The sequence below is a fragment of the Wenzhouxiangella sp. YN9 genome (genome assembly GCF_056324165.1).
In genome coordinates, this window is record NZ_JBJNIP010000053.1 from 1 (window position 1) to 26,397 (window position 26,397).

Annotated in this window: 25 protein-coding genes and 1 riboswitch; of the genes, 15 read left to right on the forward strand and 10 right to left on the reverse strand. The window is 63.7% G+C overall.

Annotated elements, in window-relative coordinates; all coding sequences use genetic code 11:
• Positions 1 to 168: 168 nt before the first annotated feature.
• On the reverse strand, positions 169 to 810 hold the full coding sequence (locus ACEWQ0_RS01425) for a DUF4303 domain-containing protein (RefSeq protein WP_476481548.1): 642 nt from the start codon (positions 808 to 810) through the stop codon (positions 169 to 171).
• 345 nt (positions 811 to 1,155) lie between these two features.
• Here ACEWQ0_RS01425 and ACEWQ0_RS01430 point away from each other — a divergent pair, with 345 nt between their 5' ends.
• Positions 1,156 to 2,292, forward strand: a complete 1,137-nt coding sequence (locus ACEWQ0_RS01430) for an alanine racemase (RefSeq protein ID WP_476484274.1) — start codon at positions 1,156 to 1,158, stop codon at positions 2,290 to 2,292.
• 29 nt (positions 2,293 to 2,321) lie between these two features.
• Here the strand turns inward: ACEWQ0_RS01430 and ACEWQ0_RS01435 are convergent, their stop codons facing one another.
• The 4 genes from ACEWQ0_RS01435 to ACEWQ0_RS01450 all read right to left on the reverse strand — a co-directional run bounded on the left by ACEWQ0_RS01435 (position 2,322) and on the right by ACEWQ0_RS01450 (position 6,848).
• On the reverse strand, positions 2,322 to 2,792 hold the full coding sequence (locus tag ACEWQ0_RS01435; RefSeq protein ID WP_476481550.1) for a GFA family protein: 471 nt from the start codon (positions 2,790 to 2,792) through the stop codon (positions 2,322 to 2,324).
• A 19-nt stretch (positions 2,793 to 2,811) separates the two neighbouring features.
• Positions 2,812 to 5,091, reverse strand: a complete 2,280-nt coding sequence (locus ACEWQ0_RS01440) for a putative bifunctional diguanylate cyclase/phosphodiesterase (protein WP_476484275.1) — start codon at positions 5,089 to 5,091, stop codon at positions 2,812 to 2,814.
• 339 nt (positions 5,092 to 5,430) lie between these two features.
• The gene (locus ACEWQ0_RS01445; protein ID WP_476484276.1) at positions 5,431 to 6,474 is read right to left on the reverse strand and encodes an OmpA family protein; all 1,044 of its coding nucleotides are present in this window, start codon (positions 6,472 to 6,474) and stop codon (positions 5,431 to 5,433) included.
• Positions 6,471 to 6,848, reverse strand: a complete 378-nt coding sequence (locus ACEWQ0_RS01450; protein ID WP_476481553.1) for a DUF4398 domain-containing protein — start codon at positions 6,846 to 6,848, stop codon at positions 6,471 to 6,473. Before ACEWQ0_RS01450 ends, ACEWQ0_RS01445 begins: the two co-directional genes overlap by 4 nt.
• Positions 6,849 to 7,107: 259 nt before the next feature.
• Between ACEWQ0_RS01450 and ACEWQ0_RS01455 the strand changes: the two genes are divergently transcribed.
• Genes ACEWQ0_RS01455 through ACEWQ0_RS01470 form a run of 4 tightly spaced genes read left to right on the forward strand, consistent with a single transcriptional unit; the run spans position 7,108 to position 11,454 of the window.
• Positions 7,108 to 8,856 (forward strand): thiamine pyrophosphate-binding protein, encoded by a 1,749-nt coding sequence (locus ACEWQ0_RS01455; protein WP_476484277.1) that lies wholly within the window; start codon positions 7,108 to 7,110, stop codon positions 8,854 to 8,856.
• A 20-nt stretch (positions 8,857 to 8,876) separates the two neighbouring features.
• The gene (locus ACEWQ0_RS01460) at positions 8,877 to 9,785 is read left to right on the forward strand and encodes a bile acid:sodium symporter family protein (protein ID WP_476484278.1); all 909 of its coding nucleotides are present in this window, start codon (positions 8,877 to 8,879) and stop codon (positions 9,783 to 9,785) included.
• Entirely contained in the window at positions 9,782 to 10,729 is a 948-nt protein-coding gene (locus tag ACEWQ0_RS01465; RefSeq protein WP_476484279.1) for an SDR family oxidoreductase, read from the forward strand. Before ACEWQ0_RS01460 ends, ACEWQ0_RS01465 begins: the two co-directional genes overlap by 4 nt.
• Complete coding sequence (locus ACEWQ0_RS01470; protein WP_476484280.1) at positions 10,729 to 11,454, forward strand: sulfite exporter TauE/SafE family protein; 726 nt, start codon at positions 10,729 to 10,731, stop codon at positions 11,452 to 11,454. Before ACEWQ0_RS01465 ends, ACEWQ0_RS01470 begins: the two co-directional genes overlap by 1 nt.
• 122 nt (positions 11,455 to 11,576) lie before the next feature.
• On the opposite strand, the gene ACEWQ0_RS01475 is transcribed toward ACEWQ0_RS01470, so the two are convergent.
• From ACEWQ0_RS01475 to ACEWQ0_RS01495, 5 genes are all read right to left on the reverse strand, one after another.
• Complete coding sequence (locus tag ACEWQ0_RS01475) at positions 11,577 to 11,840, reverse strand: Txe/YoeB family addiction module toxin (RefSeq protein WP_476484281.1); 264 nt, start codon at positions 11,838 to 11,840, stop codon at positions 11,577 to 11,579.
• Positions 11,837 to 12,079 carry a type II toxin-antitoxin system Phd/YefM family antitoxin gene (locus tag ACEWQ0_RS01480; RefSeq protein WP_476484282.1) on the reverse strand — a complete coding sequence of 81 codons (243 nt, stop codon included), beginning with the start codon at positions 12,077 to 12,079 and terminating at the stop codon, positions 11,837 to 11,839. The genes ACEWQ0_RS01475 and ACEWQ0_RS01480 overlap by 4 nt, the downstream gene beginning before the upstream one ends.
• A 102-nt stretch (positions 12,080 to 12,181) precedes the next feature.
• Positions 12,182 to 12,424: an antitoxin Xre/MbcA/ParS toxin-binding domain-containing protein gene (locus tag ACEWQ0_RS01485; protein ID WP_476484283.1), complete on the reverse strand. Its 243-nt coding sequence runs from the start codon at positions 12,422 to 12,424 to the stop codon at positions 12,182 to 12,184.
• 133 nt (positions 12,425 to 12,557) lie between these two features.
• Positions 12,558 to 13,079 (reverse strand): DUF421 domain-containing protein, encoded by a 522-nt coding sequence (locus ACEWQ0_RS01490; protein WP_476484284.1) that lies wholly within the window; start codon positions 13,077 to 13,079, stop codon positions 12,558 to 12,560.
• Between the two features lie 163 nt (positions 13,080 to 13,242).
• Entirely contained in the window at positions 13,243 to 13,473 is a 231-nt protein-coding gene (locus ACEWQ0_RS01495) for a hypothetical protein (protein ID WP_476481565.1), read from the reverse strand.
• Between the two features lie 215 nt (positions 13,474 to 13,688).
• Here ACEWQ0_RS01495 and arfB point away from each other — a divergent pair, with 215 nt between their 5' ends.
• From arfB to ACEWQ0_RS01545, 10 genes are all read left to right on the forward strand, one after another.
• Positions 13,689 to 14,114, forward strand: a complete 426-nt coding sequence (gene arfB, locus ACEWQ0_RS01500; RefSeq protein WP_476481566.1) for an alternative ribosome rescue aminoacyl-tRNA hydrolase ArfB — start codon at positions 13,689 to 13,691, stop codon at positions 14,112 to 14,114.
• 54 nt (positions 14,115 to 14,168) lie between these two features.
• Positions 14,169 to 14,377, forward strand: a riboswitch (cobalamin riboswitch).
• Positions 14,378 to 14,457: 80 nt separating this feature from the next.
• Positions 14,458 to 14,871, forward strand: coding sequence for a hypothetical protein (locus tag ACEWQ0_RS01505; protein WP_476484285.1), 414 nt, complete (start codon positions 14,458 to 14,460; stop codon positions 14,869 to 14,871).
• Positions 14,852 to 17,128: a 5-methyltetrahydropteroyltriglutamate--homocysteine S-methyltransferase gene (metE, locus tag ACEWQ0_RS01510; RefSeq protein ID WP_476484286.1), complete on the forward strand. Its 2,277-nt coding sequence runs from the start codon at positions 14,852 to 14,854 to the stop codon at positions 17,126 to 17,128. The genes ACEWQ0_RS01505 and metE overlap by 20 nt, the downstream gene beginning before the upstream one ends.
• A gap of 216 nt (positions 17,129 to 17,344) precedes the next feature.
• Positions 17,345 to 18,652, forward strand: coding sequence for an amidohydrolase family protein (locus ACEWQ0_RS01515; protein WP_476481569.1), 1,308 nt, complete (start codon positions 17,345 to 17,347; stop codon positions 18,650 to 18,652).
• Entirely contained in the window at positions 18,649 to 19,878 is a 1,230-nt protein-coding gene (locus ACEWQ0_RS01520) for an amidohydrolase family protein (RefSeq protein ID WP_476484287.1), read from the forward strand. The genes ACEWQ0_RS01515 and ACEWQ0_RS01520 overlap by 4 nt, the downstream gene beginning before the upstream one ends.
• 222 nt (positions 19,879 to 20,100) lie before the next feature.
• On the forward strand, positions 20,101 to 21,348 hold the full coding sequence (locus ACEWQ0_RS01525) for a threonine/serine exporter family protein (RefSeq protein ID WP_476484288.1): 1,248 nt from the start codon (positions 20,101 to 20,103) through the stop codon (positions 21,346 to 21,348).
• 198 nt (positions 21,349 to 21,546) lie between these two features.
• Positions 21,547 to 22,932, forward strand: coding sequence for a PAS domain-containing sensor histidine kinase (locus tag ACEWQ0_RS01530; RefSeq protein WP_476484289.1), 1,386 nt, complete (start codon positions 21,547 to 21,549; stop codon positions 22,930 to 22,932).
• Positions 22,929 to 23,303, forward strand: a complete 375-nt coding sequence (locus tag ACEWQ0_RS01535; RefSeq protein ID WP_476484290.1) for a response regulator — start codon at positions 22,929 to 22,931, stop codon at positions 23,301 to 23,303. The genes ACEWQ0_RS01530 and ACEWQ0_RS01535 overlap by 4 nt, the downstream gene beginning before the upstream one ends.
• Positions 23,300 to 26,050 carry a two-component system response regulator gene (locus tag ACEWQ0_RS01540; protein ID WP_476484291.1) on the forward strand — a complete coding sequence of 917 codons (2,751 nt, stop codon included), beginning with the start codon at positions 23,300 to 23,302 and terminating at the stop codon, positions 26,048 to 26,050. The genes ACEWQ0_RS01535 and ACEWQ0_RS01540 overlap by 4 nt, the downstream gene beginning before the upstream one ends.
• Complete coding sequence (locus tag ACEWQ0_RS01545) at positions 26,047 to 26,322, forward strand: polyhydroxyalkanoic acid system family protein (protein ID WP_476484292.1); 276 nt, start codon at positions 26,047 to 26,049, stop codon at positions 26,320 to 26,322. The genes ACEWQ0_RS01540 and ACEWQ0_RS01545 overlap by 4 nt, the downstream gene beginning before the upstream one ends.
• Positions 26,323 to 26,397: the final 75 nt, after the last annotated feature.

Genomic DNA, 26,397 nt, shown 5'->3' on the forward strand with positions numbered 1-26,397 from the left:
CGACGATGGTCAGACCGCAACGGAGTTACTCGGCACACCAGGTGCGTTCGAAGTCTCACCAACACCGGTCAGCGCCGAGCTGCCCGAGGTTGTTACATAGAAATCGTCGCCGATGTGTTGGGAATATGTTGACACGTTCCGAGGGCCGGAACGTACTTGAGCGACTTGTTATGAGGATTCGCGGACACTCTCAAGGCGCTCGTCTCCCGACACTAGATCCTCATCATGGTCGATGCAGGCAACTCTGAAATCCGGCGTCTTTCTAAGGCCGTGGAACGCGCCGGTTTTCTCAGCGCGCACGAGTGCGCGGCAGCAGGTGAGAAGAAACTTCTCAGCATCCTCCGGGTTGGGCAGTTCAGAAACATCACCCATCATTGGGACTTCGCTGCGCCAAGAGGCTGACTCAAAATTGAAACCCTGATATCGCCAGTCTCCAAGCCCCCACTTAAGCTCCTCTCTTTCCCTTTGGATATCTTCCGGTTTGTCGCTCTCCGCGTACTCACGAACGGTAGCCTCAAGCGATTCGGGAGTATTCAGGCAGAACAGAATGTCGGCGTAGGTCGCATTACAGTCCAGAGCGAACCCATAGAAGGTTTCCGTAGGGTGAGCCCTTTCAAATTGCGCAATCTGCGATGCTATCGAGCTAGCAAGGGCACATTCGAGGCCGTCCCAATCCAAATCCGTACGGGGCTGTTCCTGAGGTGGCGGTGTTGAGGCACTCGACTCGTTAGGTTTTCGCTTCGTCTGGACGTACCAAGAGGTAGCGATGCCAGCCGCCACCATAAGAGAAATGGTTATTGGATCAGCCATTAACGATTTCCTGCCTCATAACTAACAACTAGATGGCAATTCTTACGCTTAGCATGCAGCCGATCATCACAGCGAGCATCGAATCCGGCACTTCTGCCATTTAGCACGCGGCTGTTGGCCCGGCTTTCCGGCGAAAGGATGCGAGGCCGGCCTCGCTCCGTGTGCGAATCGGGATTCGGGATGTGGTGTTGCATGGCGAGTGTTCCGCCCCCTTGTTTCGGCTGCCAAGCCGTCACGATCAATCATGCAACAGGCGGCGGGTTGGTTCAAGGGTGGTTTTAAGGCAGGATGGCAGTCGGGTTGGGATCAGGGTACTGAAGTGTCGGGAGATCGGAAGGATGGGTGATGATGAATCTGGCTGAGCTGACTACCCCTGCCCTGCTGGTCGATGAGGGTCGTTTGGCGCGCAACCTGGCGCGTATGGATGACCAGCTTGAGCGGCTGGGCGTGCCGCTTCGGCCGCATCTGAAGACGGTCAAGAATATCGAGCTGGCCGAGCGGATGTTGCGGGGGCATCCGGGGGGTGCGGCGGTTTCGACGCTGGCCGAGGCGGATCATTTCTTTGCTGCGGGTATCGACGATCTGCTCTATGCCGTGGGCATTGCGCCGGGCAAACTGGGCGAGGTTTCGCGGCGCGTTGCCGCGGGCATGAAGCTGACGCTGGTGCTCGATCATCCCGATGCCGCCGGGGCCGTGGCCGCTGCCGCCGGGCGGTTCGGGGTGGATTTCAAGGTGCTGCTGGAAGTCGACGCCGACGGCCAGCGCGCCGGCTTTCGGCCGGACGATCCGGCTCTGCTGGGCGCGGCAATGACGCTGCATGAGGGCGGCGCTACGCCGGCCGGGGTGATGGTGCACGCCGGCGGCTCGTATGCCTGTCGCGATCACGGCTGCCTGCACGCGATGGCGGATACCGAGCGCGATGCGGCGGTTGCCGCGGCTGATTCCCTGCGCCGGGCCGGCTTCGAGTCGCCCACGGTCAGCGTGGGTTCGACGCCCACGGCGCTGTTCGCCCGCGACCTTGCCGGCGTGAGCGAAGTGCGCGCCGGCGTTTACGCGTTCATGGATCTGGTGATGGCCGGTATCGGCGTGTGCGCGATCGACGACATTGCCCTGTCGGTGTTGTGCGAGGTGATCGGCCACCGCGGCGAGCACGGGCAGGCCATTGTCGATGCCGGCTGGATGTCGCTTTCGCGCGATCGCGGCACGGCCGAGCAGGCCATCGACCGGGGCTATGGCGTGGTCCGCGACGAGGCCGGCCACGCCCTGTCGCCCGAGGTCATCGTGCGCGCCACCAGCCAGGAGCACGGCATTCTGGCCCGCCGCGACGGTGAGCCGCTGGATCTGGGCGACTTTCCCATCGGCCGGCGCTTGCGCGTTCTGCCCAACCACGCCTGCGCCACCGGCGGCCAGTTCGAGCATTTCTGGATGGTGGATGCGCAGAACGCTTCCATCCGGCAGCTGGAGCGCTGTCGCGGCTGGTAGGGATCAGCAGATCACGCGGCGCCTGGGCGTCAGCGGCTCAAGCCGAGCCGCTCGTGCCACTGGGCCAGACTCTCGTTCGGGTATTGCTCGAAGTGATGCTCGTCGCGCCCTTCCGGCACCTCGACCCAGTTGGCCTTGCTGCCCAGCATCAAGTGGTTGCGTTCGGGCGGCTTGGGCAAGTCGGTGTCGATGGCCGAGGCAAAGGGATGGATCAGGTCCGGCCAGCGCGGGTCGAACACCCACAGCGCGCTGGCGCAATGGCCGCAGAAGTTGCGCTGGCCGGGGCTGGTCTCGCCGTCGATCTCGGCGCAATAGATGCGAACGTGTTCACGGCCCTCGACCTGAAGCGTTTCGGCCAGCGCGCCGAGGTTGATGGCACAGCCGCTGCCGCCCGCTGTCTTGCGACAGATCGAGCAGTAGCAGTGGTTGAAGGGATAGGGATGCGGCGACTCGACGCTGAATCGCACCCGCTGGCAATGACATGAGCCTTCCAGATGCATGATCCTTCCTCCTTCAGGTTTATCCGGATGTCTTGTCGGCAAGCTCGTCGAGCAGGCGCTCCAGCGACAGCGGCTTTGAAAACAGGAAGCCCTGGAATACTTCGCAGCCGTCGGCGCGCAGGATCTCGAACTGACGCTGCGTCTCGACGCCTTCGGCAACCACGCGCATGTCGTGGTTGCGGCCGATGGCCAGGATGCTTTGAACGAGCGTGCGTGAAGTCTCTTCGGCTTCGAGATCGTCGACGAAGCTCTTGTCGATCTTGAGCTCGTCGATGGGCAGGTTGCGCAGCATGGCAAGCGATGAAAACCCGGTGCCGAAGTCGTCCAGCGCAATGCGAATTCCAGCCCGATGCAGCGTCTTGATGCCTGCCGCCAGGGAAGCATAATCCTCAGCGAACAGGTTTTCGGTAATTTCGAGAATGGGGGTTATCTTCGAATGATCGAGCTCGCCCAGCCTCTTGATGACCTGCCGCGGAAAGTCCGGCTGCAGGAACTGCCTGACCGAGACATTGATTGATAGCCGCAGCGGCGTTCTTTGCTGCGCGACAATCCGGTGGGCGTCTTCAAGGCAGCGCGCCATCAGATGATCACCCAGCTTTTCGATCAGACCGGATGTCTCGGCGATGGCAATGAAACGCGCCGGCCCGACCTCGCCCAGCTCCGGATCATGCCAGCGCGCCAGCGCCTCGATGCCAACGATCCGTCCCTGCCAGTCCACCTGCGGCTGATAGGCCATGTGGATCAGATCGCCGTCAAGAGCCAGCCGCAGGCGCTGCTCTATCTGAATGTTTTCAAGATAGACACGGCCCATGGTCGGCTCATACAGGCTGGCTGCGTTGTGATGACGCTTGGCCGAATACATTGCGACATCCGCGGCTCTGAGCAGATCATTGAGCGACGACCCGGCATCGGCCAGGCGGGCAATGCCGACACTGCAGCCCAGCTCGAAAGTGACACCGTCGACCTTGTAGCGCTCGGACAGGCGTTCGACCAGCGCTTCGCCGCGCGCAAGCAGCTGCTGCGAATCGGTTTCCGGCGTCATCACCACGAACTCGTCACCGCCGACCCGGGCGACGTGCTCATGGGCCTGCGCGAACTCATCGAGCCGACGGCCCAGCGACCTCAACACAGCGTCGCCCTGCATATGCCCGAAGCCATCGTTGACGGCCTTGAAGTTGTCCATGTCGACGAACATCAGCGTGAATTGATCGTCGAAACGACGCTGCATGATTTCAAATCTGGCGCGCACGGACTGCCGGTTGGGCAGGCCGGTCAGCATGTCATGGTGCGCCTGATAGACCAGATCAGCGCGGCGCCGACGCTCGGCCCGACCAATGGCAAGCAAAACCGCCAGAATGCTCAACAGCGCGGCAAGAAAAATGGCGACATAGACCCACGCGGCGCTCAGAAACTCGCCGATCAGCTCGTCGCGGTTGGTCTGCGTGAGCACCCACAAGCCGTACCTTTGTTCGTGCAACGCCATGCCCATCTGCGGCCCAAGCGTGGTCTTCAGGCGATAGGGATACGGCTCGCCGCTGGATCGGATAGTTTCGAAGGACTGCCCGCTCAGCCGCATTGCAGAAGCGATGGCCTGCTCGTAGACCTGGCGTGAAATCGGGCGCGCCAGATATTCAGCCGGCAAGTCGAGGGCCGTGGCCCAGAGCAGCGAGCTGAGGTCGGACTCGCGCACGATCTGAACGATGTTGGAGCGCCCCAGCGTCGCCTGCTCGGCAAAGAACGAATCCGGGCCGCCCAGCACCAGCGCGGCCGAGACGAAGCCCGTGACGTTACCGGAAGCGCCGTGTATGGCCTGGCACACCGGAATCAGCCAGCGGCCCATCGACTCGACCCGGTAGGCCCGGCCGACGACCATGACCCGGGCTGATTCGGCCGCCCCGCAGGTGTCGGGGCCGGCCGGGCGAAACGGCTGTTGTTGTTCTTCAGGCCGCGGTTCTCGCCAGCGCGCGATGATCGGGTTCTGCGCCGGGTCCAGCAGCGCATAGCCGACTGCCGCCTGGTTGGTCTCGAGCATGCTGTCGAGCGTGACCTCAACGGCGTCGAGCTGGTCCATCCGCCAGTGCAAGACCAGCTGCCCGCCGATCAGGCTGAGCAGAATCTCCTGGCTGTGAAGCACCGCCTCGGTGGCATTGCTGATGGTCGTGATCTGGCTGGCCTGGCGGATTTCATGGCGCTCGACAATGCCGCGCCATTGCGTGTGCAGGCCCCAGGCGAGCACCACGCTGCCGATGACGAAAATCACCACAAAAAACCAGTTGAGATTGCGCTTGAGAGAAGTCACCGGCGGCATGTCCGGTTCAGGCGCTTTCTGGAGAACCTCTTTCGGCCCGCAAAACCCCGACCGAACCATCGCACCCATGGTCGTCCCCACGCTCGAGGATTCATCATCCGAGCTCCTCTTCAGCAACCGCGCAGTCGCGAGTCAATTCAAGATTAAACGGTATTCATGCGGACGACAACACATGCCGCCCCAGGAAAAGCAGGAGCACGGCTCCTGCCGGGAGCATCGGTGTCAGGCGACGACTCATGAAGGATATGTTAACGCGTCACCCCGGACAAAGGGGCCGCGAATTGCTCCCCGCCGACCGCCTGGCCGGCGGGGAAGCAGGTGGATGCCGACTCAGTCGGTACGTGCCGGCACGTCCTCGTCATCATCGGAAATGATGACCTCGACGCGGCGATTGAGCTGGCGGCCGGCCTGGGTTTCATTGGTGGCCACCGGATAGTCCGGCCCATAACCGCGCGTGCGAACGCGTGCCTCGTCGACGCCGCGCTCGACCAGCGCATCGCGGACCGAGGCTGCGCGGCGATCAGACAGATCCATGTTGTAGTCGCGCGCACCGGTCGAGTCGGTAAAGCCCTCAACCAGCACCTGTCGTTCCTCATACTCCATGAGGAAGTCTGCAATGCGCTCGATGGTGCGCTGCGCACCTTCGCGCAACTCGGATTTGTCGAGATCGAACAGCACGTCACTGCCAAGCGTCAGCACCAGCCCGCGCTCGGTGGGCCGGGCCTCGAGTTCGGCAATCTGCTCCTGAAGCCGGTCGGCCTGCTCGCGCATGCGCTGCGCCTCTTGCTCCAGCTCCTGGGCGCGGTGCTCAGCCAGCATGCGCTGCTCACGCTCTTCCTGCGCTTCACGCTGGGCCATGGCCCGTTCTCTTTCAGCTTCCGATGCGGCTTCTTCGGCGCGTGCACGTCGAGCGCGCTCGGCCAGACGTTCGGCTTCGGCCTGCGCCGCTTCGGCTTCTGCCCGGGTGCGCTCGGCGGCAATACGCTCTGCCTGGCGTTCGGCACGGGCAGCCCGTGCCTCCAGCCGCAGCACATCGCGTCGAGCGCTGAGCTCGTCCACGCGCGCCTCCAGGCGATTCAGCTCGGTGGTCTCACGCGCGATGCCGACCTGTGTCTGAGTCAACTGCGACAGATGCAACAGCTCGGCTCTGGGCGCGCCTTCCTGCCAGCGCTTCTGGGCACGATCGAGGAGGGACTCGGCCTCCCGCAGCTGTGCCGGGGCATACTTGCGAACCTGAGAATCGGACACCAGGGCATCCACGGCAGCCTCGGCCCGCTCAAGCTCCGGCAGCGGCTCTGGAGTGGTGGCGCAGGCGGCCAGCAGCGCGGCGGCGGCAGCTGCCGCAAAAAGAATTCTGAGGTCTATGCGTTTCATGAACCACCTCCCGTTTCTCCGGCAATTTCTTCCTGCAGCGCCTCGACCGTTTCATCGAGCGCCTCGACCTGGCTGCGGCTGCGCGCCGAACGCGCCTTCAAATCCGCCAGGCGCGCAATCTTTTCGGCCTCGAGTGCGAGCTGGCGCGCGATCACGTTCTCATCCTGTTCGATCGCCTTTTCAGCTTCGGCCAGGTGCTGGCGCGCATCCTCCAGCTCTTGGGTTGCATGATCGCGGGCGCCCATTTCAACGGCATACTCGATCGCGTTTCGCGCCACGGCCATCTGGTCGTCAGGAACCGGTGGTCGGGAAGCGCAGGCCACCAGCAGCAGCGCCAGGGCGGGCAACAGCCCGAGTGTCAGTACTTTTTTCATTGTTTCCTCCCGTTCTGGAAGTTCATGAATGCCGACGCCCCCTATTCGTCGACTCCAACAATATAGACTGATAACGCGAAGACTTTCACGAAAACCGCGCAAACGCCATCCAATATGTGAAACCCATCACCCTGCCGACAAGCCGGGCTGACGGCCCGACGCCCCTGGATCACGCCCGCGCGCCGGATGATATTCACCTACACTGGGCTGCACTCTCACTGCAAAAGCAGTGCGGCCAACCCATTCAAGCGAGGCGGTGATGGCAGATCATCCCGGCGGCGAGCTGATCGCCCGCATGCTCCAGGCCGAGGGCGTCGAAAAAATCTTTGGCATCATCGACGGCACTTACTTCGGCTTATACTCGGCGCTGCACCGGCTGGGCATCAAGATCATCACGCCGCGTCACGAGACTTCGGCGGCGCACATGGCCGCCGCCTACGCCAGGCTGACCGGCCGGCTGGGGGTGTGCATGGCCTCCAACGGCCCCGGTGTGGCCAACCTGCTGCCCGGCCTGGTGGTGGAACACGCCGAAGGCAACCGCGTTTTGGCCATCACCAGCGCGCGCCGGCCCGAAATCATGTACCCGGATCGCGGCGGCGCCTATCAGTGCTTCGATCAGGTCGGCATGATCGGCCACACCAGCAAGTTCTCGCAGGCGGTCTCGTCGTGGGAGCGTGTACCTGAGCTGATGCGCAAGGCCTTTCGCGCCTGCTTCGACGGCCGGCCGGGGGTCGTTCACGTTGATATTCCCGAAACCATCCTCAACGGCAAGTTCAAGTCGCTGCCCGCCCTGTGGGAACCAGGGCACTACCGCAGCACCGCAACGATCACCCCGGCCCCGGAGCAGGTCGAGCAGGCCGCCAAGCTGCTCTCGCTGGCCAGGTTTCCGATGATTCACGCCGGCAGCGGCGTCATCCACGCACAGGCCTTCGACGCGCTCGAGCGCGTGGCCGAGCAGCTTCAGGCGCCGGTCACCACAAGCTGGGCCGCCCGGGGCGTGCTGGCCGAAGACTCGCCGCTGGCCATTCCCATGCCCCACGTGAAGCTCAACAACAAAGTGCGAAACGACGCCGATGCGGTGCTGATTCTGGGCTCGCGCGTGGGCGAGACCGACTGGTGGGGCAAGCCGCCGTACTGGCGCAAGGCATCCGAGCAGACCACCATTCAGGTCGATATCGACGCCGGCATGCTGGGGCTCAACAAACCGGCCAACCTGGCCATTCAGGCCGATATCGGCAAATTTCTGGATGCCCTGGCCCGGGCGCTGGCCGAGCGCGAGGTCGGGCCGCTCGACGCCCGCCGCAACCGGATTGGTGAATACGGCAAGCAGATCGAGAGCGATCGGGCCGACTTCGACAAGGCGCTGGAAGACGATTCGGTGCCGATGCACCCCGCCCACGTCGCTGCCGTGTGCAACCAGGTTTTCGACCCCGATTCACCGATGGTGGCCGACGGCGGCAACACCGCCATCTGGGCGATGTTCTACCACCACGCCCGCGTGCCCAATCGCGTGCTGTCGACCTTCAAGTTCGGCATGCTCGGCGCCGGCGTCGCCCAGGCCATCGGCGCAGCCGTGGCCCGTCCCGATCATCCGGTGTGCTGCATCATCGGCGACGGCGCCTTCGGCTTTCACCCGCAGGAGATCGAAACGGCCGTACGCAACAAGCTCCGGGTCATCTACCTGGTGCTGTGCGACAAGCAGTGGGGCATGGTAAAAATGAATCAGCAATTCTCTCTCAAGCCACTGAAAACACTCATGTTCAAGTCGCTCAAGTCCGAGGAAACCATCAAGGCCGATCTCGGCGAAATCGCCTTCGACAAGGTCGCCGAGGCGATGGGCGCCCACGGCGAGCGGGTTTCCGATGCCGCCGAGCTCAAGCCCGCGCTCGAACGCGCGCTCGAGCACGGCGGCTGCGCGGTCATTCACGTCGATGTCGATCCGGTCAAGCACATGTGGGCACCGGGGCTGATGCATTTCAAGAAGATGCACGAGGAACCTAAAGGCTAAAACAAAGGGGCGGCATCACAGTGCACTTCAATCCGGAAAGTCTGATTCTGCTCAACGCCATCCTGGCGCTGATGATGTTCGGCGTGGCGCTGACGCTGCGCCCGGCCGACTTCGTCCGCGTGATCAGGATGCCGGTCGCTCCCGCGGTGGGGCTGGTGGCACAGTTTCTGCTGCTGCCCGCGGCAACCTGCCTGGTCACCTGGCTGCTGGCGCTCGATGCGGAAATCGCTCTGGGCATGATCCTCATCGCGGCCTGCCCCGGCGGCAATTTCTCCAACATCATGACCTTCATGGCCCGCGGCTCGGTGGCCGTGTCGGTGTCGATGACCGCGGTCTCGAGTCTTGCCGCTATTGTCTTGACGCCGCTGAACTTTGCCTTCTACGGCTGGCTCAATCCCCACACCCGCAGCTACCTGACCGAGATCAGCCTCGATCCGGGCAACATCCTGATACTGGTGGTGCTGGTGCTCGGCGCCCCGCTGGTGCTGGGCATGCTCACCGGCCGCCACTGGCCCGGGCTGGCGGCCAGGAGCGAGAAGCCGCTGCGCATCTTCTCCCTGCTGGTGCTGCTGGCCTTTGCCGGTATCGCGCTGGCCATGAACTTCGATACTTTCCTGGCGAAGTTCCGGACGTTCGCCTGGCTCGTGATCGGCCACAACCTGCTCGCCTTCTGCCTGGGGCTGGGCATGGCCGGCGCCTTCCGCCTGCCGGCCGCCGACCGGCGCGCGGTGACCATGGAAGTCGGCATCCAGAACTCCGGCCTGGCGCTGGTCATCCTGTTCACCTTCTTCCCGACCGCCGGCGGCATGCTGCTCATCGCCGGCTTCTGGGGCGTGTGGCACCTGATCGCCGGCATCACGCTCTCGCAGTTCTGGGCGCGAAGGCCGCCCGTGGCGCCGGCGGCCGAACCCCCCGGAGACCCGACATGAGCAAGCGCATCCTGATCACCGGCGCGGCCGGCTATATCGGCCACAAGCTGGGCAACCGCCTGGCCCACGATTTCGAGGTTTTCGGTACCGACATCCGCAAACGAGACAACCTGAGCTTTCCGCTGCAAGTGCTTGATATCAGATCAAGAGACCTGGTCGAGGTCATGCGCAGCCGCGACATTACCCACGTCGTGCACCTGGCCTCCGTGCTCAAGGCCTCCGGCGACATCAATCGCGACTTCGATATCGACGTCGGCGGCACGCGCAACGTCGTCCAGGCCTGCCTGGAAGCCGGAGTGCAGCACCTCACGGTAAGCAGTTCGGGCGCGGTCTACGGCTACCACGCCGACAACCCCGACTGGATCGACGAGGATGCGCCCCTGAGGGGCAACGAAAACTTCGCTTACGCCGACCACAAGCGCCGCATCGAGGAAATGCTGGCGCGCTACCGCAAGCTCAGGCCCGAGCTCAAGCAGCTCATACTGCGCCCCGGCACGGTGCTGGGCGCAGAAACCCGCAACCAGATCACCGACCTGTTCACCGCCCGGCGCATTCTGGTGCTCAAGGGCCACGACACGCCGTTCGTGTTCATCTGGGACGAAGACGTGCTCGCGATCCTGGAAAAGGGCATTCGCGAGGACGCCGAAGGCATCTACAACCTGGCCGGCGACGGAGCGCTGACGATGCGCGAGATCGCCCGCCGCCTGGGCAAACCAGCGCTCATCGTGCCCGTCGGCCTGGTGCGCCTGTGGCTGCGCATCGGCCGCTGGCGGGGCAAGCCGACCGGGCCGGAGCAGATCGACTTCCTGCGCTATCGCCCCGTGCTCTCCAACCGCCGCCTGAAAGAAGAGTTCGGCTACCGGCCGCAAAAGAGCTCGGCCGAGGCCTTCGACTACTTTGCCGCCCATCTCGACAAAAACCGCTTCAGTCAAGAGGATCAGTGATGCTTCCCTGGCTGTGGCTGGGCGCCTGTATTCTGCTGTCGTCAACCATCGAGGCCGTCACCGGTTTCGGCTCGATCGTCATCGCCCTGTCGCTGGGCGCCCTGCTGCTGCCGATTGCGAGCATGCTGCCGGTGCTGGTGCCGCTCAACATCTTCATGACCGGAACCATCGCCTGGAAAAACCGCCATCACATCGACAAGGCGCTGCTGCTCAAGCTCATCCTGCCGCTGATGGCCGCCGGCACACTGGCCGGCTACTTGCTGCGACCGTGGCTGGGCGAGAGCCTGCTCAAGACCCTGCTCGGCGTTCTGATCATCTGGTTCGCCGCTCGCGAGTTCTGGCGCCTGCTGCGCAACGTGACCACGCCGCCGCACCCGCCCTGGCTGAGCCGCAGCCTCACCTTCGCCGCCGGCATCACCCACGGTCTGTTCGCTTCCGGCGGGCCGCTGCTGGTCTATGCCATGGCCGGCAGGCAGCTGCACAAGGGCAGCATGCGTGCCTCGCTGGTCACGGTCTGGTTCAGCCTCAATGTCGGCCTGACCGTCGCATTCGCACTCGACGGCACGCTGATCCCCGCCCTGCCGCAGGTGACAGCGTACCTGCCCGTGCTCGCGACGGGCTATTTTCTGGGTGAATTCCTGCACCACCGGCTCGATGAGCACAGGTTCCGGCAGGTGGTCTACGTGCTGCTGATCGTCACCGGGGCAGCGCTGATCCTGCGGTAAACGCACGCCGGCATCGCTCCGCCGCGCCTGGAGCCCCTTCTCAAGCGCACGATCCCACGCAATCGCTCAGAGCAGCGAGCGTGATGAAGTCGTCCACGGATGAACGCGCGGCTTGGGAACAGCTACTCGTAGTGGCTCCATAATCGCAGCACTTTGACGACTTTCCGATCCTCGAGCACCTGGTAGACCAGGCGGTGCTGGATGTTGATGCGGCGCGAACAGGCGCCGGCCAGGTCGCCCACGAGTTTCTCGAACGGCGGCGGTCGCTGGAATGGATCTTCGGCGATAACGGCCAGCAGTTCCCGGGCGTTGGGCTTCAGCCCGCTGGATGCGAGCTTCCTGGCGTCTTTCTGGGCCTGTCTGGTGTAGACAAGCTTCCAGTTCACCAGTCCAGTTCCTCATCGCATTCATCGACGGAACTGGTCATGCCCTCCCGAATGGATTCGCGCATTCCGGGTACGGAGAGCAGAAACAACGTCTCCTGGATGGCCGCCCAATCCTCCTCGGCGACGAGAACCGCCTTGTTGCGCTTGCCGGTGATCACGATCGGCTGATGGGATTCGGCCGTTTCGTCGATCAGTCGATAGAGATTGCTTCTTGCCTCGGTGGCTGTAATGCCGGCCATGGTGTGCACCGCATGAGTCAGTTGACAATGGCATTGTACGCTATCTCGTACGTACGTCAATACGCTCGCAACTGCTCATCCCCCGACAGAACTTTTCATGCTTCAGTGGTCGCGCTCAATTCCCAGCGCATCCCACAGGAATTGGTAGGAAATCGGTTCCCTGCCATCCTCATTCGCCATTTCCCGCTCACGGGCTTCGTCGCTGCGCAGCAGCCCTTTCACCCGCTCCAGACCGGCCGGCGTGGCCATGGCCTCCCGCGGCGTCTTGTCGCCCAGCGCGGGGATCGGTTCATCAGCCCAGTTGGCGTAGTGGCGCCGGATGTGCTCGGTGAAGAGTTCACTCATCGCCTCCGGCGGGATCTCCGGGTCGCTGCCGGAATGATCGTCGTTCGATGCCGATGCACCCGGGCGGCCGCGGCACTGCTTGTATTTCTTGCCGCTGCCGCACGGCAGGGTTCATTTCGGCCGACTTTTGCCATTAACTCCACTCCAACTTGCCGGCGGCCACCACGCTGATGTTGCCGCTGCGCTCCAGCCGCGCCAGCTTCACCTGCTCGAGGCTGTCGAGGCCGCCCTTCTCGCGCAGCGCACCCATCAGATCACGCTCGCTGATGTGGCTTGTGCGCATGGCCTTCCACTGAATCTCGCCGTCGACGACCAGCGTGCTGCCCGATCCCTTGACGATGCCTCCGAGCCACTCGATGTTGTAGGAAAGCAGGGCCAGCAGGTAGTGGAGCAAGACCAGCACGAACCCTGCACCGAGGCTCTCGAAGAACGGACTGTTGCCGGTGATTGCCCGCGCGAGAATCGACCCGATGATGATGCCCATGATCACGTCGAAGGCGGTGAAATCGCCCATGAAGCGTTTCTTGCCGATACGAACAAAAGCGATGCCGACAGGATAGGCGACGATGGCGCGCGCCGCCATCTGCCAGACCGTCAGGTCATTGTCGTCCAGCCCCAGAACCGTAGTCAGCACGAACCCGATCTGTTCGAGCATGGCAGACCTCCTCTTTCGCGGCAGGAGCTGACAGTCTACTTCGAATCGCAGGCAGTCGACACCGACTGCTCAGCCTGTGCCGAGGCCGCTGGTGCCGACGAGCAGGAAGGCGGGAGGCCGCGCCCAACTGCCCCGAAATGACGGGCCGCCGGGCGACAAGGCGTCAGAGGTTGGCGAGCGCCCCGCCCATCAGACCGAACACGATGCTCAGAGCGATGAAGATCACCATCCACAGCAGCGCTGCCTTGGCCCAGTTGGCCTTGCTTGGCGGCGTGGAGCCGGAAAACGCCCACACCAGCAGCATGATCAGGTTGAGCAGCGGAATGAAGGTGATGAGCAGCGTCAGCATCCAGTTCCCGAGGCTGACCGGTGCGTTGTGTTGTTGATCTTGCATGAAATTCCTCCCGATGGTTGATTACTGCGGTTCTCAGGGCCTGGCCCTGAAACCACACTTACGAAACCGGGAGCTGGATCATGCCACTGCACCCGCTCCGATCAGCCAGGCGGCCGCTGCCCTTTGCTGCGGCCGCCGGCGCGCCTCGAGCACGCGCCGGCCGGCAGCGGCGGGCTTGCTTTATTGCGCCCCACGGCGTTCAATGGTGGCTACCGATGCCTGCCGTTTCCCGACGTTTCCTGCCGCCTGAAAACGAGCTGGATGAACAATTCATCCTGGCCGGTGGCCCGGGTGGGCAACATGTCAACCGCACCGAAACCGGAGTACAGCTGCGCTACGACGTGCTCAATTCAGGTTTTCTGGCGCAGCCGGTAAAGATTCGCCTGCTGGATCTGGCCGGAAGGCGCGCCGGTACCGACGGCGTGATCACGATCGAGGCGAAAACCCATCGCAGCCAGCACCGCAATCGCGAGGAAGCGCGTGAACGTCTGGCCGCGCTGATCGAGCGCGCTCATCAGCGGCCGAAAAAGCGCATCCCCACCCGGCCGAGCCGATCGGCAAAAAGGCGTTGGAAGAAGAAAAAGCAGCGGCGCAAGGAGATCAAGCGGGCGCGCAGAACACCGCGCCTGGACGATTACTGATCAACGGCTCGAGCAACCGTCCGCCGGCATTCATGCACAACGGCTTCGCATTTGCGTTAGGATGAAATCGATGGTTCCCGCAAGGGACTAACAGGGAATTCGGTCAGGCGGTGATCTCATGCCGTTGAATCCGAAGCTGCCCCCGCAACTGTAGGCGGTCAGGACACTTCCTGATGCCACTGGTCCGAGCAACCCCGCCGGGCCGGGAAGGCGAAGTGTTTGATGCCGCAAGCCAGGAGACCTGCCATCACCATGACATCCGGAAGAACCGGTCGGGGTGGACCGGTGGAGGTATCGACATGTTTGCTGCAACAGCACCCCGCTCGATTTCGGGGCGGTCCTGATGGCGCGCTACAAGCCAGCGGGAAACTCCCGAAATGACAGAACCGAAGCGCACGCCAGCCGTTCACTTCACAACCATGCCGCCACGCGTTTCGATCCAGAATCGGACGACCCCGGTGGCCTGCTGCGTAAAGCACTGTATTCGGACGGTCGCGACGTCGATCCTGAAGATGTGATCCTGGCGTGGCTGTTCGTGTTGCCCCGGCGGCGCTCACGCGCAGACGCCGCACGGCAGGTTCTGACCGAGCTCCCCGCGCCCACCCCCTGCCCAACGGCCGCACAACAACGGCTGCTCGATCTTCTGGAGTCGATCTCGGCTTCTGTCCCGGCAGCGGCAAATGACGCCGCAGTCGCGAAGGAAGAAGCTTTTCCGAACGCCAACAAAGGAAGGAAAGATGAAGATCCAGTCCGCTAATCTTGGTTTTCCACGCATCGGCGCGAAGCGACAGCTCAAGAAGGCAACCGAAAAGTACTGGCGCGGGGACATCGACCAGGCCGAACTGCTGCAGGTCGCCTCGGAGCTGCGCCGCAGCCATTGGAAGATGCAGCACGAGGCAGGAATCGACGTGATTCCCTGCAATGACTTCTCTCTCTACGACCAGGTGCTCGACATGGCGGCAACGGTCGGCGCCGTGCCGGAGCGTTTCGGGTCGGTCGGTTCGGAGGTCGATCTGGACACCTGTTTCGCCATGGCGCGTGGCAGACAGGACGCCACGGCCATGGAGATGACCAAATGGTTTGATACCAACTATCACTACATCGTGCCGGAATTCGAGGCTGGGCAGACCTTTGCGCTGTCTTCCAGCAAAGCGGTCGAGGAATTCGAAGAGGCGCAGGCCCTGGGCATCGACACCCGACCGGTGCTGATCGGCCCGGTCAGTTTCCTGAGCCTGGGCAAGGGTCGCGATGCAGCCTTCGACCCGCTGGAGCTGCTCGAATCGCTCCTGCCGGTCTACACACAACTGCTTGAGCAACTGGCCGCTGCCGGTGCCACCTGGGTGCAGCTCGACGAGCCCGTTCTCGGCCTTGATTCGACCGCTGCCCGGCGTTTGGCCATGCAGCGCGCCTACGAGGTGCTGGGAACATCCGACCCGAAGTTGCTGGTGGCAAGCTATTTTGCCGGCCCGGGCGGCAACCTGGAGACCCTGGCGGGTCTGGATATCGACGGCGTACATCTCGACCTGGTGCGCGCACCGGAAACGCTGGACAGGCTTGCCGACAAGCTCCCGCAGGACTGGCTGGTTTCGCTGGGCGTGATTGACGGCCGCAACGTCTGGCGCGCCGATCTCGACCAGCGCCTGAAGATGCTCGAACAGGCGCAGCAGGTGCTGGGCAGCCGCTCCCTGCAGGTTGCGCCGTCGTGCTCGCTGCTGCACTGTCCCATCGACCTCGAGCTGGAAACCGGGCTGGACGGGGAACTGAAATCGTGGCTGGCCTTCTCCAGGCAGAAACTGGATGAGCTCGACGCCTTGAGCAAGGCGCTGGCCGGGCAAGGTGAGCAAGTCAGCGAGCGTTTCGAGGCCAGTCGTCGGGCGATTGCCTCGCGCCGCAAGTCAAGCGCGACCACCAACCAGGCCGTGCGTTCCCGAGTTTCGGCCATCAGCGATGACGACCTGCGGCGCAACAACCCCTATGCGACACGGCAGGCCATTCAGCGGCAACGGCTCGACCTGCCGAAATACCCCACGACTTCCATCGGGTCGTTTCCCCAGACCGCCGAGATCCGCAAGCTGCGGGCAGCGCATCGGCGCGGCGATCTCGACGCCGACTCCTACCGCCAGGCCCTGCGCAAGGAAATCGAGAAAACCATCCGCACACAAGAAGAACTGGGGCTGGACGTGCTGGTGCACGGAGAATTCGAGCGCAACGACATGGTCGAGTACTTTGGCGAAAAACTCGATGGCTTCGCCTTTTCCAGGCACGCATGGGTGCAGTCGTACGGCTCGCGCTACGTGAAGCCGCCGATCATCTTCGGTGACGTACAGCGACCCGAGCCGATGACGGTCGAATGGTCGACCCATGCGCAAAGCCTGACCGATCGCCCGGTCAAGGGCATGCTGACCGGCCCGGTCACCATCGTGGAATGGTCGTTCGTGCGCGACGATCAGCCGCGCAGCGAAACCTGCCGCCAGGTCGCGCTGGCGATTCGCGATGAGGTCAAGGACCTGGAGGCCGCCGGCATCGGCGTGATTCAGATCGACGAGCCGGCCCTGCGCGAGGGGCTGCCACTGCGCCGCCGCGACTGGCCCGACTACCTGTCCTGGGCCATCGACTGCTTTCGCCTGGCGTCAACGGTGGTCGATGATGCCACTCAGATCCATACCCACATGTGCTACTCCGAGTTCAACGACATCATGGACTCCATCGCCGCGCTGGATGCAGATGTCATCTCCATAGAAAGCTCGCGCTCGCGCATGGAGCTGCTCGACAGCTTTGTCGATTTTCGCTACCCCAATGAAATCGGCCCCGGCGTCTGGGATATTCACTCGCCGCGCGTCCCTTCAGCAGCCGAGATCACCGAGCTGCTGGACAAGGCGGCCCGCCGGATCGACCCCGATCGGCTGTGGGTCAACCCCGACTGCGGCCTCAAGACCCGCGACTGGGAAGAAACCCGGGCCTCGCTGGAAAACATGGTGGCCGCCTCCCGGCAGATGCGTCAGCAAGCCGCCTGACAGGGCCGCCAGGGCCAGCCTGCCCGGCCCGATCGCACTGCGGTCGGGCTGGGCAGACCCGGCGCCCGTGGATGAACGTCAACCAGGCCGGCAACCAGCTCACAATTTGCCGTCGTTTCAGTCCATGCCGATCACACGCTGCAACATTTCCGGTTGCATTGCGCCTTTGCTCCTGACATGTTGTTGAGCTTGTCAGTCAATCCCAAGGAGAGCCTCTTGAGACAGCTTTCACACTGGCTGGCAGCAAGCCTGCTGCTGGTCGCAATCTCACCCGCTGCGCTGGCGGATACCCACGCCTTCGTGGGGGCCAGGGTCATTCCCGTCGACGGTGATCCGGTAGAAAACGGCGCGTTGATCGTGGTCGACGGCAAGATCAAGGCCGTCGGCAGTCGCGACCAAGTCGACATTCCTGCCGGCGCCGAAGTCACCGAACTCGACTCGGGCACGGTCATCATGCCCGGCATTGTCGACACCCACAGCCACATCGGCGAGGTTTCCGGCGCCGACAGCTCCGGCCCGATTCAGCCCGAGACCCGGGCAATGGATTCGGTCAACGTTCTCAGCTCAGGCCTCAAGCGGGCACTGTCGGGCGGCATCACCAGCGTCAATATCATGCCCGGCTCGGGCTACCTGATCAGCGGGCAGACGGTCTACCTCAAGCTGCGCGACGGTCGCACCATCACCGACCTGGCTTACCGCTTCGACGACGGCGGCATTGCCGGCGGCATGAAAATGGCCAACGGCACCAACCCGATGCGCAAGCCGCCCTTCCCGGGCACGCGCGCCAAGTCTGCAGCGCTGGTGCGCGCAGCCTACATCGAGGCACAGGAATACGCCGACAAGAGAAAGAACGCCAAGGCGGGCGAAGCGCCGGCGCGTGATCTGGGGCTCGATGCCCTCAGCGAGATTCTCAGCGGCAAGCGCATGGTGCACTTTCACAGCCATCGTCACGACGACCTGATGACCGCGATCCGCCTGAAAGAGGAATTCGGCTTCCGCATGGTGCTGCACCACACCTCCGAGGCGTGGCGCGTGGCCGATGAGATCGCTGCTGCCGGCGTTCCGGCGTCGCTGATTCTGATCGACAGCCCCGGCGGCAAGCTCGAGGCAAAGAACATGCTGACCCGCTCGGCCCCGGCCATGGAGAAGGCCGGCGCCAAGATCGCCGTGCACACCGACGACTGGGTGACCGACTCGCGCTATTTCCTGCGCATGGCCGCCATGGGCATCCGCGCCGGCCTGTCACGCGAGACCGCACTGGAAGCACTCACGATCAACGGCGCGGAAATGCTCGACATCGCCGACCGCGCAGGTTCGCTCACGCCCGGCAAGGATGCCGACTTCGTGATCCTTTCCGGCGACCCGTTCAGTGTCTATACCCGCGTGCTCGAAACCTGGGTGGAGGGCAAGCGCCGCTTCAACCTGAACGACCCTGACGACCGCCTGGTTGCCGAAGGCGGCGTCAACGCGCTGTCGGACGACGACGGCAAGGGCCACATTCACGGTCACGGAGGCACGGAATGAACCAGATGATTCGCAACACGGCCATACTGGCACTGCTGGCGCTCGTCAGCCTGCCCGTTCTGGCGCAGGACATTGCCGTGCGCGCCGACAAGCTCTACACCGCGCCGGGCAAGATGATCGAAAACGGCGTCGTCGTCATCACCGACGGCAAGATCAGCGCCGTTGGCCCCGCCGGCTCGACGGCAATCCCCGACGGGCTCATGGTGCTGGAATCGGCCGTGGCCACGCCCGGCCTGATCGACGCGCGCGCCACCGTGGGCCTGTCAGGCTATCTCAATCAGCCCGACGACCAGGACCAGCTCGAACGCTCGGCGGCCATCCAGCCGGAGCTGCGCGCCATCGACGCCTACAACCCGCTGGAAAAGCTGGTTGAATGGCAGCGCGAGCACGGCGTGACCACCCTGCACACCGGCCACGGCCCGGGTGAGGTGGTCTCCGGGCAGATGCTGATTGCCAAAAGCGCCGGCCGCACCATTGATGACGCCGTCGTGCGACCGTACTCGGCCCTGGCAGCAACGCTGGGCGCAGGTGCGACACGCCACGAGCGCTCTTCGCCGGGCAACCGCTCCAAGGCGGTGGCCATGCTGCGCGAACAGTTCTATGCCGCGCAGGACTACCGCGACAAGCGCGAATCAGCCGACAACGACAAGGCCCCGGCGCGTGACCTGGGTCTGGATGCCGTGGTCGATGTCCTCTCCGGCGAGGTGCCGCTGATCATCCAGGCCCATCGCCACAGCGACATCATGAATGCCCTCCGGCTGGCCGACGAATTCGGCTTCCGGCTGATCCTGTCCGGCGCCAGCGACGCGCATCTGCTGATCGACGAGATCAAGGCCGCCGACGTGCCGGTGATCATTCACCCCACCATGGCGCGAGCCCAGGCCGGCGGCGACACCCGCAACATGGCTTTCACCACCGCCGCACAGCTGATGGACGCGGGCATCGAGGTTGCCATGCAGTCGGGTTTCGAGGGTTATGTACCCAAGACCCGCGTGGTGCTGCTGGAAGCCGCCATGACCCTGCCCCACGGCGCTACCTTTGAGCAGGCGCTGGAGATGGTCACCATGGCGCCGGCACGCATTCTCAACCTGGCCGACCGCGTCGGTTCGCTGGAAGTGGGCAAGGACGGCGACGTTGCCCTGTTCGACGGCGATCCGTTCGAATTCACCACCCATGCAATCGGCACCGTCATCGAAGGCGAGCGCGTCAGCGAGACCCGCCGCTAACCCACCCCTGCCGACCCGGCACGAATGCAGATCGCATTCGTGCCGGGTCAACAATCCTCGCGCCGAATCGTTGCTTCGCCAGTGATCCACGGCCACACCGGCGACAGCTCTGCGCCGGTACGCACTCAGCCGGGCACGCCACATGTAACGCAGCTTGCGCGGCACCGGCGCTGAATTGTGCGACACTTCCGGGGAACTCGCTGAGATTCCTCGGAGACATCGGTGAACAAAGCGCTTGAAGACCCCACCGGCACGGAGCCTTCCGACCTGTCCAGTCGCCACGTTCGGCTGGTGCTCAACCTCGGGCGCGCCCTGCTGAACGTGGGCTCGCCGGCTCATCGGCTGGAGTCGGCCATGAAGATCATGGCCGAGCGTCTTGGCCTGCAGGCCGAGTTCTTCTCCACGCCCACGGCGTTGATCATTTCCCTGAAGGACGGCGACCGGCAGGAAACCTTTCTGGCGCGCTGCGAGCCGGGATCGGCCAACCTCTCCAAGCTGGCCGATCTGGCCGAGGTCATGGACGACCTCGACAGCGGCCGCACCACCCCGCAGCAGGCCGATGAGCGTGTTCACGCCATAGACAGCGCGCCGCCGCTCTATGGTGCCTGGCTGGAAGTGCTGGCCTTCGTGCTCATCGGCGGCGGCGTGACTCCAATCCTTGGCGGCGGCTGGCGCGAAACGCTGCTGGCAGCACCCCTGGGCGCGGTGGCCGGCCTGAGCATCTGGTGGATGCGTCAGCATGTCGAGCGCGCACGCCTGATCATGCCCATGGTCTCGGCGCTGATTGCCTTTCTCGGCTCCCTGTGGTGCGGGTTCGACGGCAGCACGGCGCTGATGCCCGCCGTCCTCGCGGCCATCATTCCCCTGCTGCCCGGCATGGATCTGACCACCGCGGCGCGTGAGCTTTCCACCGGCCACCTGGTTTCGGGATCGTCGCGGCTGTCGTTTGCGGTCACCATCTTCGCCCTGCTGGCCTTCGGTCTGGTGCTGGGCGGCATGGCCGGGCAGGCCATTGTCGGAGCCGTTCCGCTGACGGAATCATCGTTCCGGCCTGCCTGGATGCCGCTGCCCGGCCTGGTCTGCGCGGCTGGCGGGCTGATGATGCTGATCCAGGCTCACACGCGCGACTGGATCTGGATTCTTCTGGTGTCGTTCATCGCCTGGATCGGCGCCAGCCTTGGCGGCTGGCTGGAAGCCCCCATCATCGGCGCTTTTTTCGGTGGCATTGCCGTTGGTCTGGCCGGCAATCTCTACGTACAGTTCTCGGGGCGCCCCTCCTCGATTCTTCATATTCCGGGCCTGATTCTGCTGGTGCCCGGAAGCATCGGCCTGAGGAGCCTGGCCACGCTGCTGCAAGACGACGTGGTCGCCGGGCTGGAAACCGGCGTTCTCGCCGGCGTCACCGCAATCGCGCTGACCACGGGCATGATCCTTGCCAGCGTGCTGCTGCCGCCGCGCAGCGTGCTCTGACGGATAACACAACGCTGGCCTGGCGCCTCAATGGCAAACTCTGGCGGTTTTCCGTATGCTGGTCACCAGCTTACACTCTGGTGCGGGAGGGCCTCAGTGGCAGAACAGGTGGCTTCTACACGCGGCCGGCTCCAGGCCGGACAGACCGCAGCCCGGCAACATTGCAGGAGAGTCTTCAGCGCTCCTGGTGTGCTGCTGTTGGCAGCCACTGCGGCCTGGCCCGCCTGGCCGACGCCGCTGGAGCAGGTATCCGGCCATCAGGTACTGTCCTGGCTGCCCTGGGTTGCCGTGGCAGTAGCGCTGCTGCTGATTGCCGGACTGGCCACCGTGCTGATCATGAGCAGCCGTCTGCGGGCACGCAACCGCGAGATCCAAGCGCAGTCGCGACGGCACACCCTAGAGCTTGAGCGCCGGGTGGATGCACGTACCCGGGAGCTGCGCGAGACCTCCGCTTTCTTCCAGTCGCTGATCGATCATATCCCGAGTCTGATCTACTACAAGGACACGCAGCTGCGCTTTACCGGCTGCAACAAAGCCTATGAAAGCGCCTTCGGACTCAAGCGCAGCGACATCAGCGGCAAGTGCATCTCCGAACTGGATTACCTGCCGCACAGTCAGCGTGAGGCCTTCGAGGAAGAGCAGCGCCGGCTGCTGGAACAGGGTGGTTCGGTGAAGCAGGAGATCGCACTGACCTTCGCCGACGGCAGTCAGGGCCCGATGCTGTATTCGGCAGCACCCATCCAGGGGCCAAGCGGGCAATATCTGGGCATCGTCGGTCTATTGGTCGACATCAAGGAACAGAAGCGCGTCGAGAACGAACTGGGCATTGCCCGCGATCGCGCCCAGGCGGCCGATCGCGTCAAGACCGCGTTTCTGGCCACCATGAGCCACGAGCTGCGCACCCCGCTGAATTCCATCATCGGATTTACCGGCATTCTGCTGCAGCAGCTGGCCGGCCCCCTGAACGCTGAGCAGGCCCGGCAGCTGACCATGGTGCGCGACAGCTCACAGCACCTGCTGATGCTGATCAACGACATTCTCGATATCTCGCGCATCGAGGCTGACGAAATGACGCTCTCCGAAAAGGCATTCGCCGTATCCCTGTCGATTGACAGGGTGATCAACCCCTTGCGCCCGCTGGCCGAGCGCAAGGGCATCGCACTGAGCGTTGAGCACCTGGATGACCCCGGCGTTCGCGTCGGCGATGAGCGGCGCTTCGAGCAGATCCTGATCAATCTGGTCGAAAACGCGATCAAGTTCACCGACTCGGGATCGGTGGACGTCGAGGTGAAAACTGCAGTCGACACACAGGCCCAACCGGCGCACAACCCACTGGTGATCACCATTCGTGATTCCGGCAGTGGCATTCGGGAAGAAGACATGCAGAATCTGTTCAAGCCCTTCCGACAGATCGACTCCACGCTGTCTCGCAGACACGAAGGCACCGGTCTGGGCCTGGCCATCTGCAGTCGGCTGACGGAAATGATGAACGGCACTATCGAAGTCTCGAGCCGCTGGGGCGTTGGCACAAGCATCACGCTGCGGCTTCCGCTCCCGCAGGCCGCCCACGGAGCGACGACGTGAAAGGCAAGGTCCTGCTGATCGAGGACAATGAACAGAATGCCTACCTGGTGAGCTATCTGCTCAGGGCCCGGCAGTGGCAGGTGATTCCGGCCCACGACGGCCCATCCGGCCTGCAGCTTGCCGCTGAAGAAAACCCGGATCTGATCCTGCTCGATATCCAGCTGCCCGGAATGGACGGCTACGAAGTGGCTCGCCGGCTCAGAGCCTGCGGCGATCTGCAAGCCACGCCGATCATTGCCGTCACCTCCTATGCCATGCCCGGCGATCGTGAGGACTGCCTGGCCGCCGGCTGCACGGGCTATGTGGAGAAACCGATCGACCCGGACACTTTTGTCGAGCAGGTGGAACGGTACGCGGAGAAAAGCGGATGAGCCACGCGCTGATTGTCGACGACCACGAACAGAACCGTTACCTGCTGCGCTCGCTGCTGAGCGCCAACGGCTTTGAGGTCAGCGAGGCTGAAAACGGCGCCATGGCGCTCGAACAGGCGCGGCGCCGCCGACCCGATGTGGTCATCAGTGATCTGCTCATGCCCATCATGGACGGCTACACGCTGCTGCGCGAGTGGAAAGCCGATCGACGCCTGGCCGACGTTCCCTTCCTGGTCTATACGGCAACCTATACACAGACCGAAGACGAGCGCCTGGCACGCGACCTTGGCGCCGATGCCTTCCTGATCAAGCCGACCGAACCGCAGGTGTTCATCAAACGACTCCAGACGGTGCTCGACGGTGCCAGCAACCGATCAGAGATGCCGCGTCGACCGGAAACCGGAGGCGTGGAGGCCGAGCGTCGTTACAACCAGGCGCTGGTGCGCAAGCTGGAAGCGCGCAGCGCCGAGCTGGCGCAGCGGGTGACCGAGCTGCAGTCGGCGAAGTCGCAGGTTAAGCGGCTCAACCGCCTGTACTCGGCGCTGAGCGCAATCAACAAGCTGATCGTGCAAGGTCATTCCCGCCAGGCTTTGCTCGAAGGAGCTTGCCGCATTGTCGTCGAGCGCGGCGGTCTTTCGCTGGCCTGGATCGGTCTGCTGGGCGACGACGGCAAGACGGTCCGGGTGGCCGCCCATGATGGCGACCATCCGGATTTGTTCAAGGACGTGACGTCGATCGTGATCGAACAGCCGCTCGACAAGCCCGTCGAAATTGCCATCGGCGAAGGCCGCAACTTCCTCAGCAACGACCTTGCAGCCGAGGCCCGGCTGGCTGACAACCACGAACTGTTCGGTGAGCTGGGCCTGCGTTCGGCGGCTGCCTGCCCGCTGCGCGCGAACGGCGAAATCGTCGGCGCCATCAGCCTGTTCTCCTCGGATACGGACTTCTTCGACTCGGCCATGAGCCGCCTGGTGGAAGAGGTCGCCGCCGACCTGTCGTACGCGCTCGAAAGCTACCATCGCGAGTCGCTCAGGCAGGCAGCCGAAGCCAACCTGAAATCGGCCGAAGAATTCAATCGCCTCAGTCGACGGGCCATCGAGGCCTCTCCCAACGGCGTGATGATCACCTCGGCGGGCCACTCGGGCACGCCGCTGGTGTATGTCAACAGCGCCTTCGAGCAGATCACCGGCTACACGCGCGAGGAGGTGATGGGCCGCGACCCCAACTTCCTCAAGGGTGAAGACACGAACCAGCGTGAGCTGTTCGAACTCCGCCAGGCGATTCGTCGCCACCAGGAGGGCAAAGCGCTGCTGCGCAACTACCGCAAGGACGGCACGCCCTTCTGGAATGAGCTCACGGTGGCTCCGGTCTTCGACAGCAAGGGCAGGGTCAGCCACTTTGTCGGCATCATCAACGACGTTACCGAGCGCAAGCAGTATCAGGAACAGCTCGAGCGCCAGTACAGCCAGGACGCGCTCACCGGCCTGGCCAGCCGCAATCTGCTGCAGGATCGGGTCGAACGGGCACTGGCTTCGGCCCGGCACAACCACCACCATATTGCGCTGCTGTTCGTCGATCTCGACCAGTTCAAACGCATCAATGACAGCCTGGGCCGTTCTGCCGGCGACTCCGTGCTGCGCGAGGTCTCGCGGCGTTTGCGACAGCAGGTCGAGTCCCGCAACACCGTGGCCCGGCTGACCAGCGATGAATTCGTCATCCTGCTGACCGATATCGACAACCCGGACGAGCTGCCGGGCCACGCGACTGCGGTGCTTACGGCATTCGAGCCGCCGTTCCGGGTGGACGGCCGCGAGATGAACATCACGGCCAGCGTTGGCATCAGCATCTCCCCCGGCAACGGCGAGGACTACAACACCCTGCTGCGCAACGCCGACATCGCAATGTACCGAGCCAAGCAATTCGGCACCAATCAGTTTCGCTTCTATACCAATGACATGAATGCCCTGGCGCTGCAGCGAGTCGACCTGGAATCCAGGCTCAGACGCGCCGTCGACGGGCTCGAGATACAGCTCCACTATCAGCCCGTGATTGCCCTTGCAAGCGGCCGGGTCATCGGTGCTGAAGCGCTGCTGCGCTGGTACGATGGCGAGCGCTGGGTTGCGCCCGACGAGTTCATTCCGATAGCCGAAGATAACGGCCTGATCATTCCGCTGGGCCAATGGGTGCTCGAGCAGGCGGCAAGGCAGGTCGGCAAGTGGCATGCCAACGGCGCCAAGTTGCACATTGCCGTCAACCTGTCAGCGCGACAGTTTCGTGACCCGCGCCTGGGCGAGCACATCGTCTCGGCGCTGGAGCGCGCCAGCGTGCCGGCCACCTGGATGCGTCTGGAAATCACCGAGTCGGTGGTGATGGACAACGTCGCCGAAGCGGCGGGCATCCTCGGCCGGCTCAAGGCGCTTGGCCTGGGCATTTCCATCGACGACTTCGGCACCGGCTATTCTTCACTTGCCTGCCTGCGACGTTTTCCGATCGATCAGTTCAAGATCGACCGTTCCTTCATCCATGATCTGGAGCAACACAGCGAAAGCGAAGCCATTGTCATGGCCATCATCCACCTCGCCCACAGCCTCGGGCTGAGCACGGTCGCCGAGGGTGTCGAAACCGCAAACCAGCGCGACTATCTTTCCCGGGCCGGTTGCGATCTCGTCCAGGGGTTTCTCTACAGCAAGGCGTTGCCGGCCGAAGAATTCGCCCGCTGGGTTGCTGCGCACAACCAACAACCATGAGTATCGACATTCGCAAGCCGCACTCCATGAGCCTGGAAGATGCGCAACACACTGCCGATGAGCTGGCCCGCGAGCTTGCTGCAAGGTTCAGCGTCAACTACGGCTGGGACGGCGACACCATCGTGTTCGATCGCCCCGGGGTCAACGGTCGAATCGACGTCGACGACCGGTGCATCCACGTACGCGCCCGGCTTGCCTTCCTGTTCGCCTACCTGCAGCCGGCCGTCGAGAAACAGATCAATCGCTACCTCGACGAGCACTTCACCGCTTGAGCCGGCACGAGTACGGCTGAACGCGATCCGGCTTCGCGCCGGCTGATGTCGCTGGCACACAGCTCTGGCAGCGGT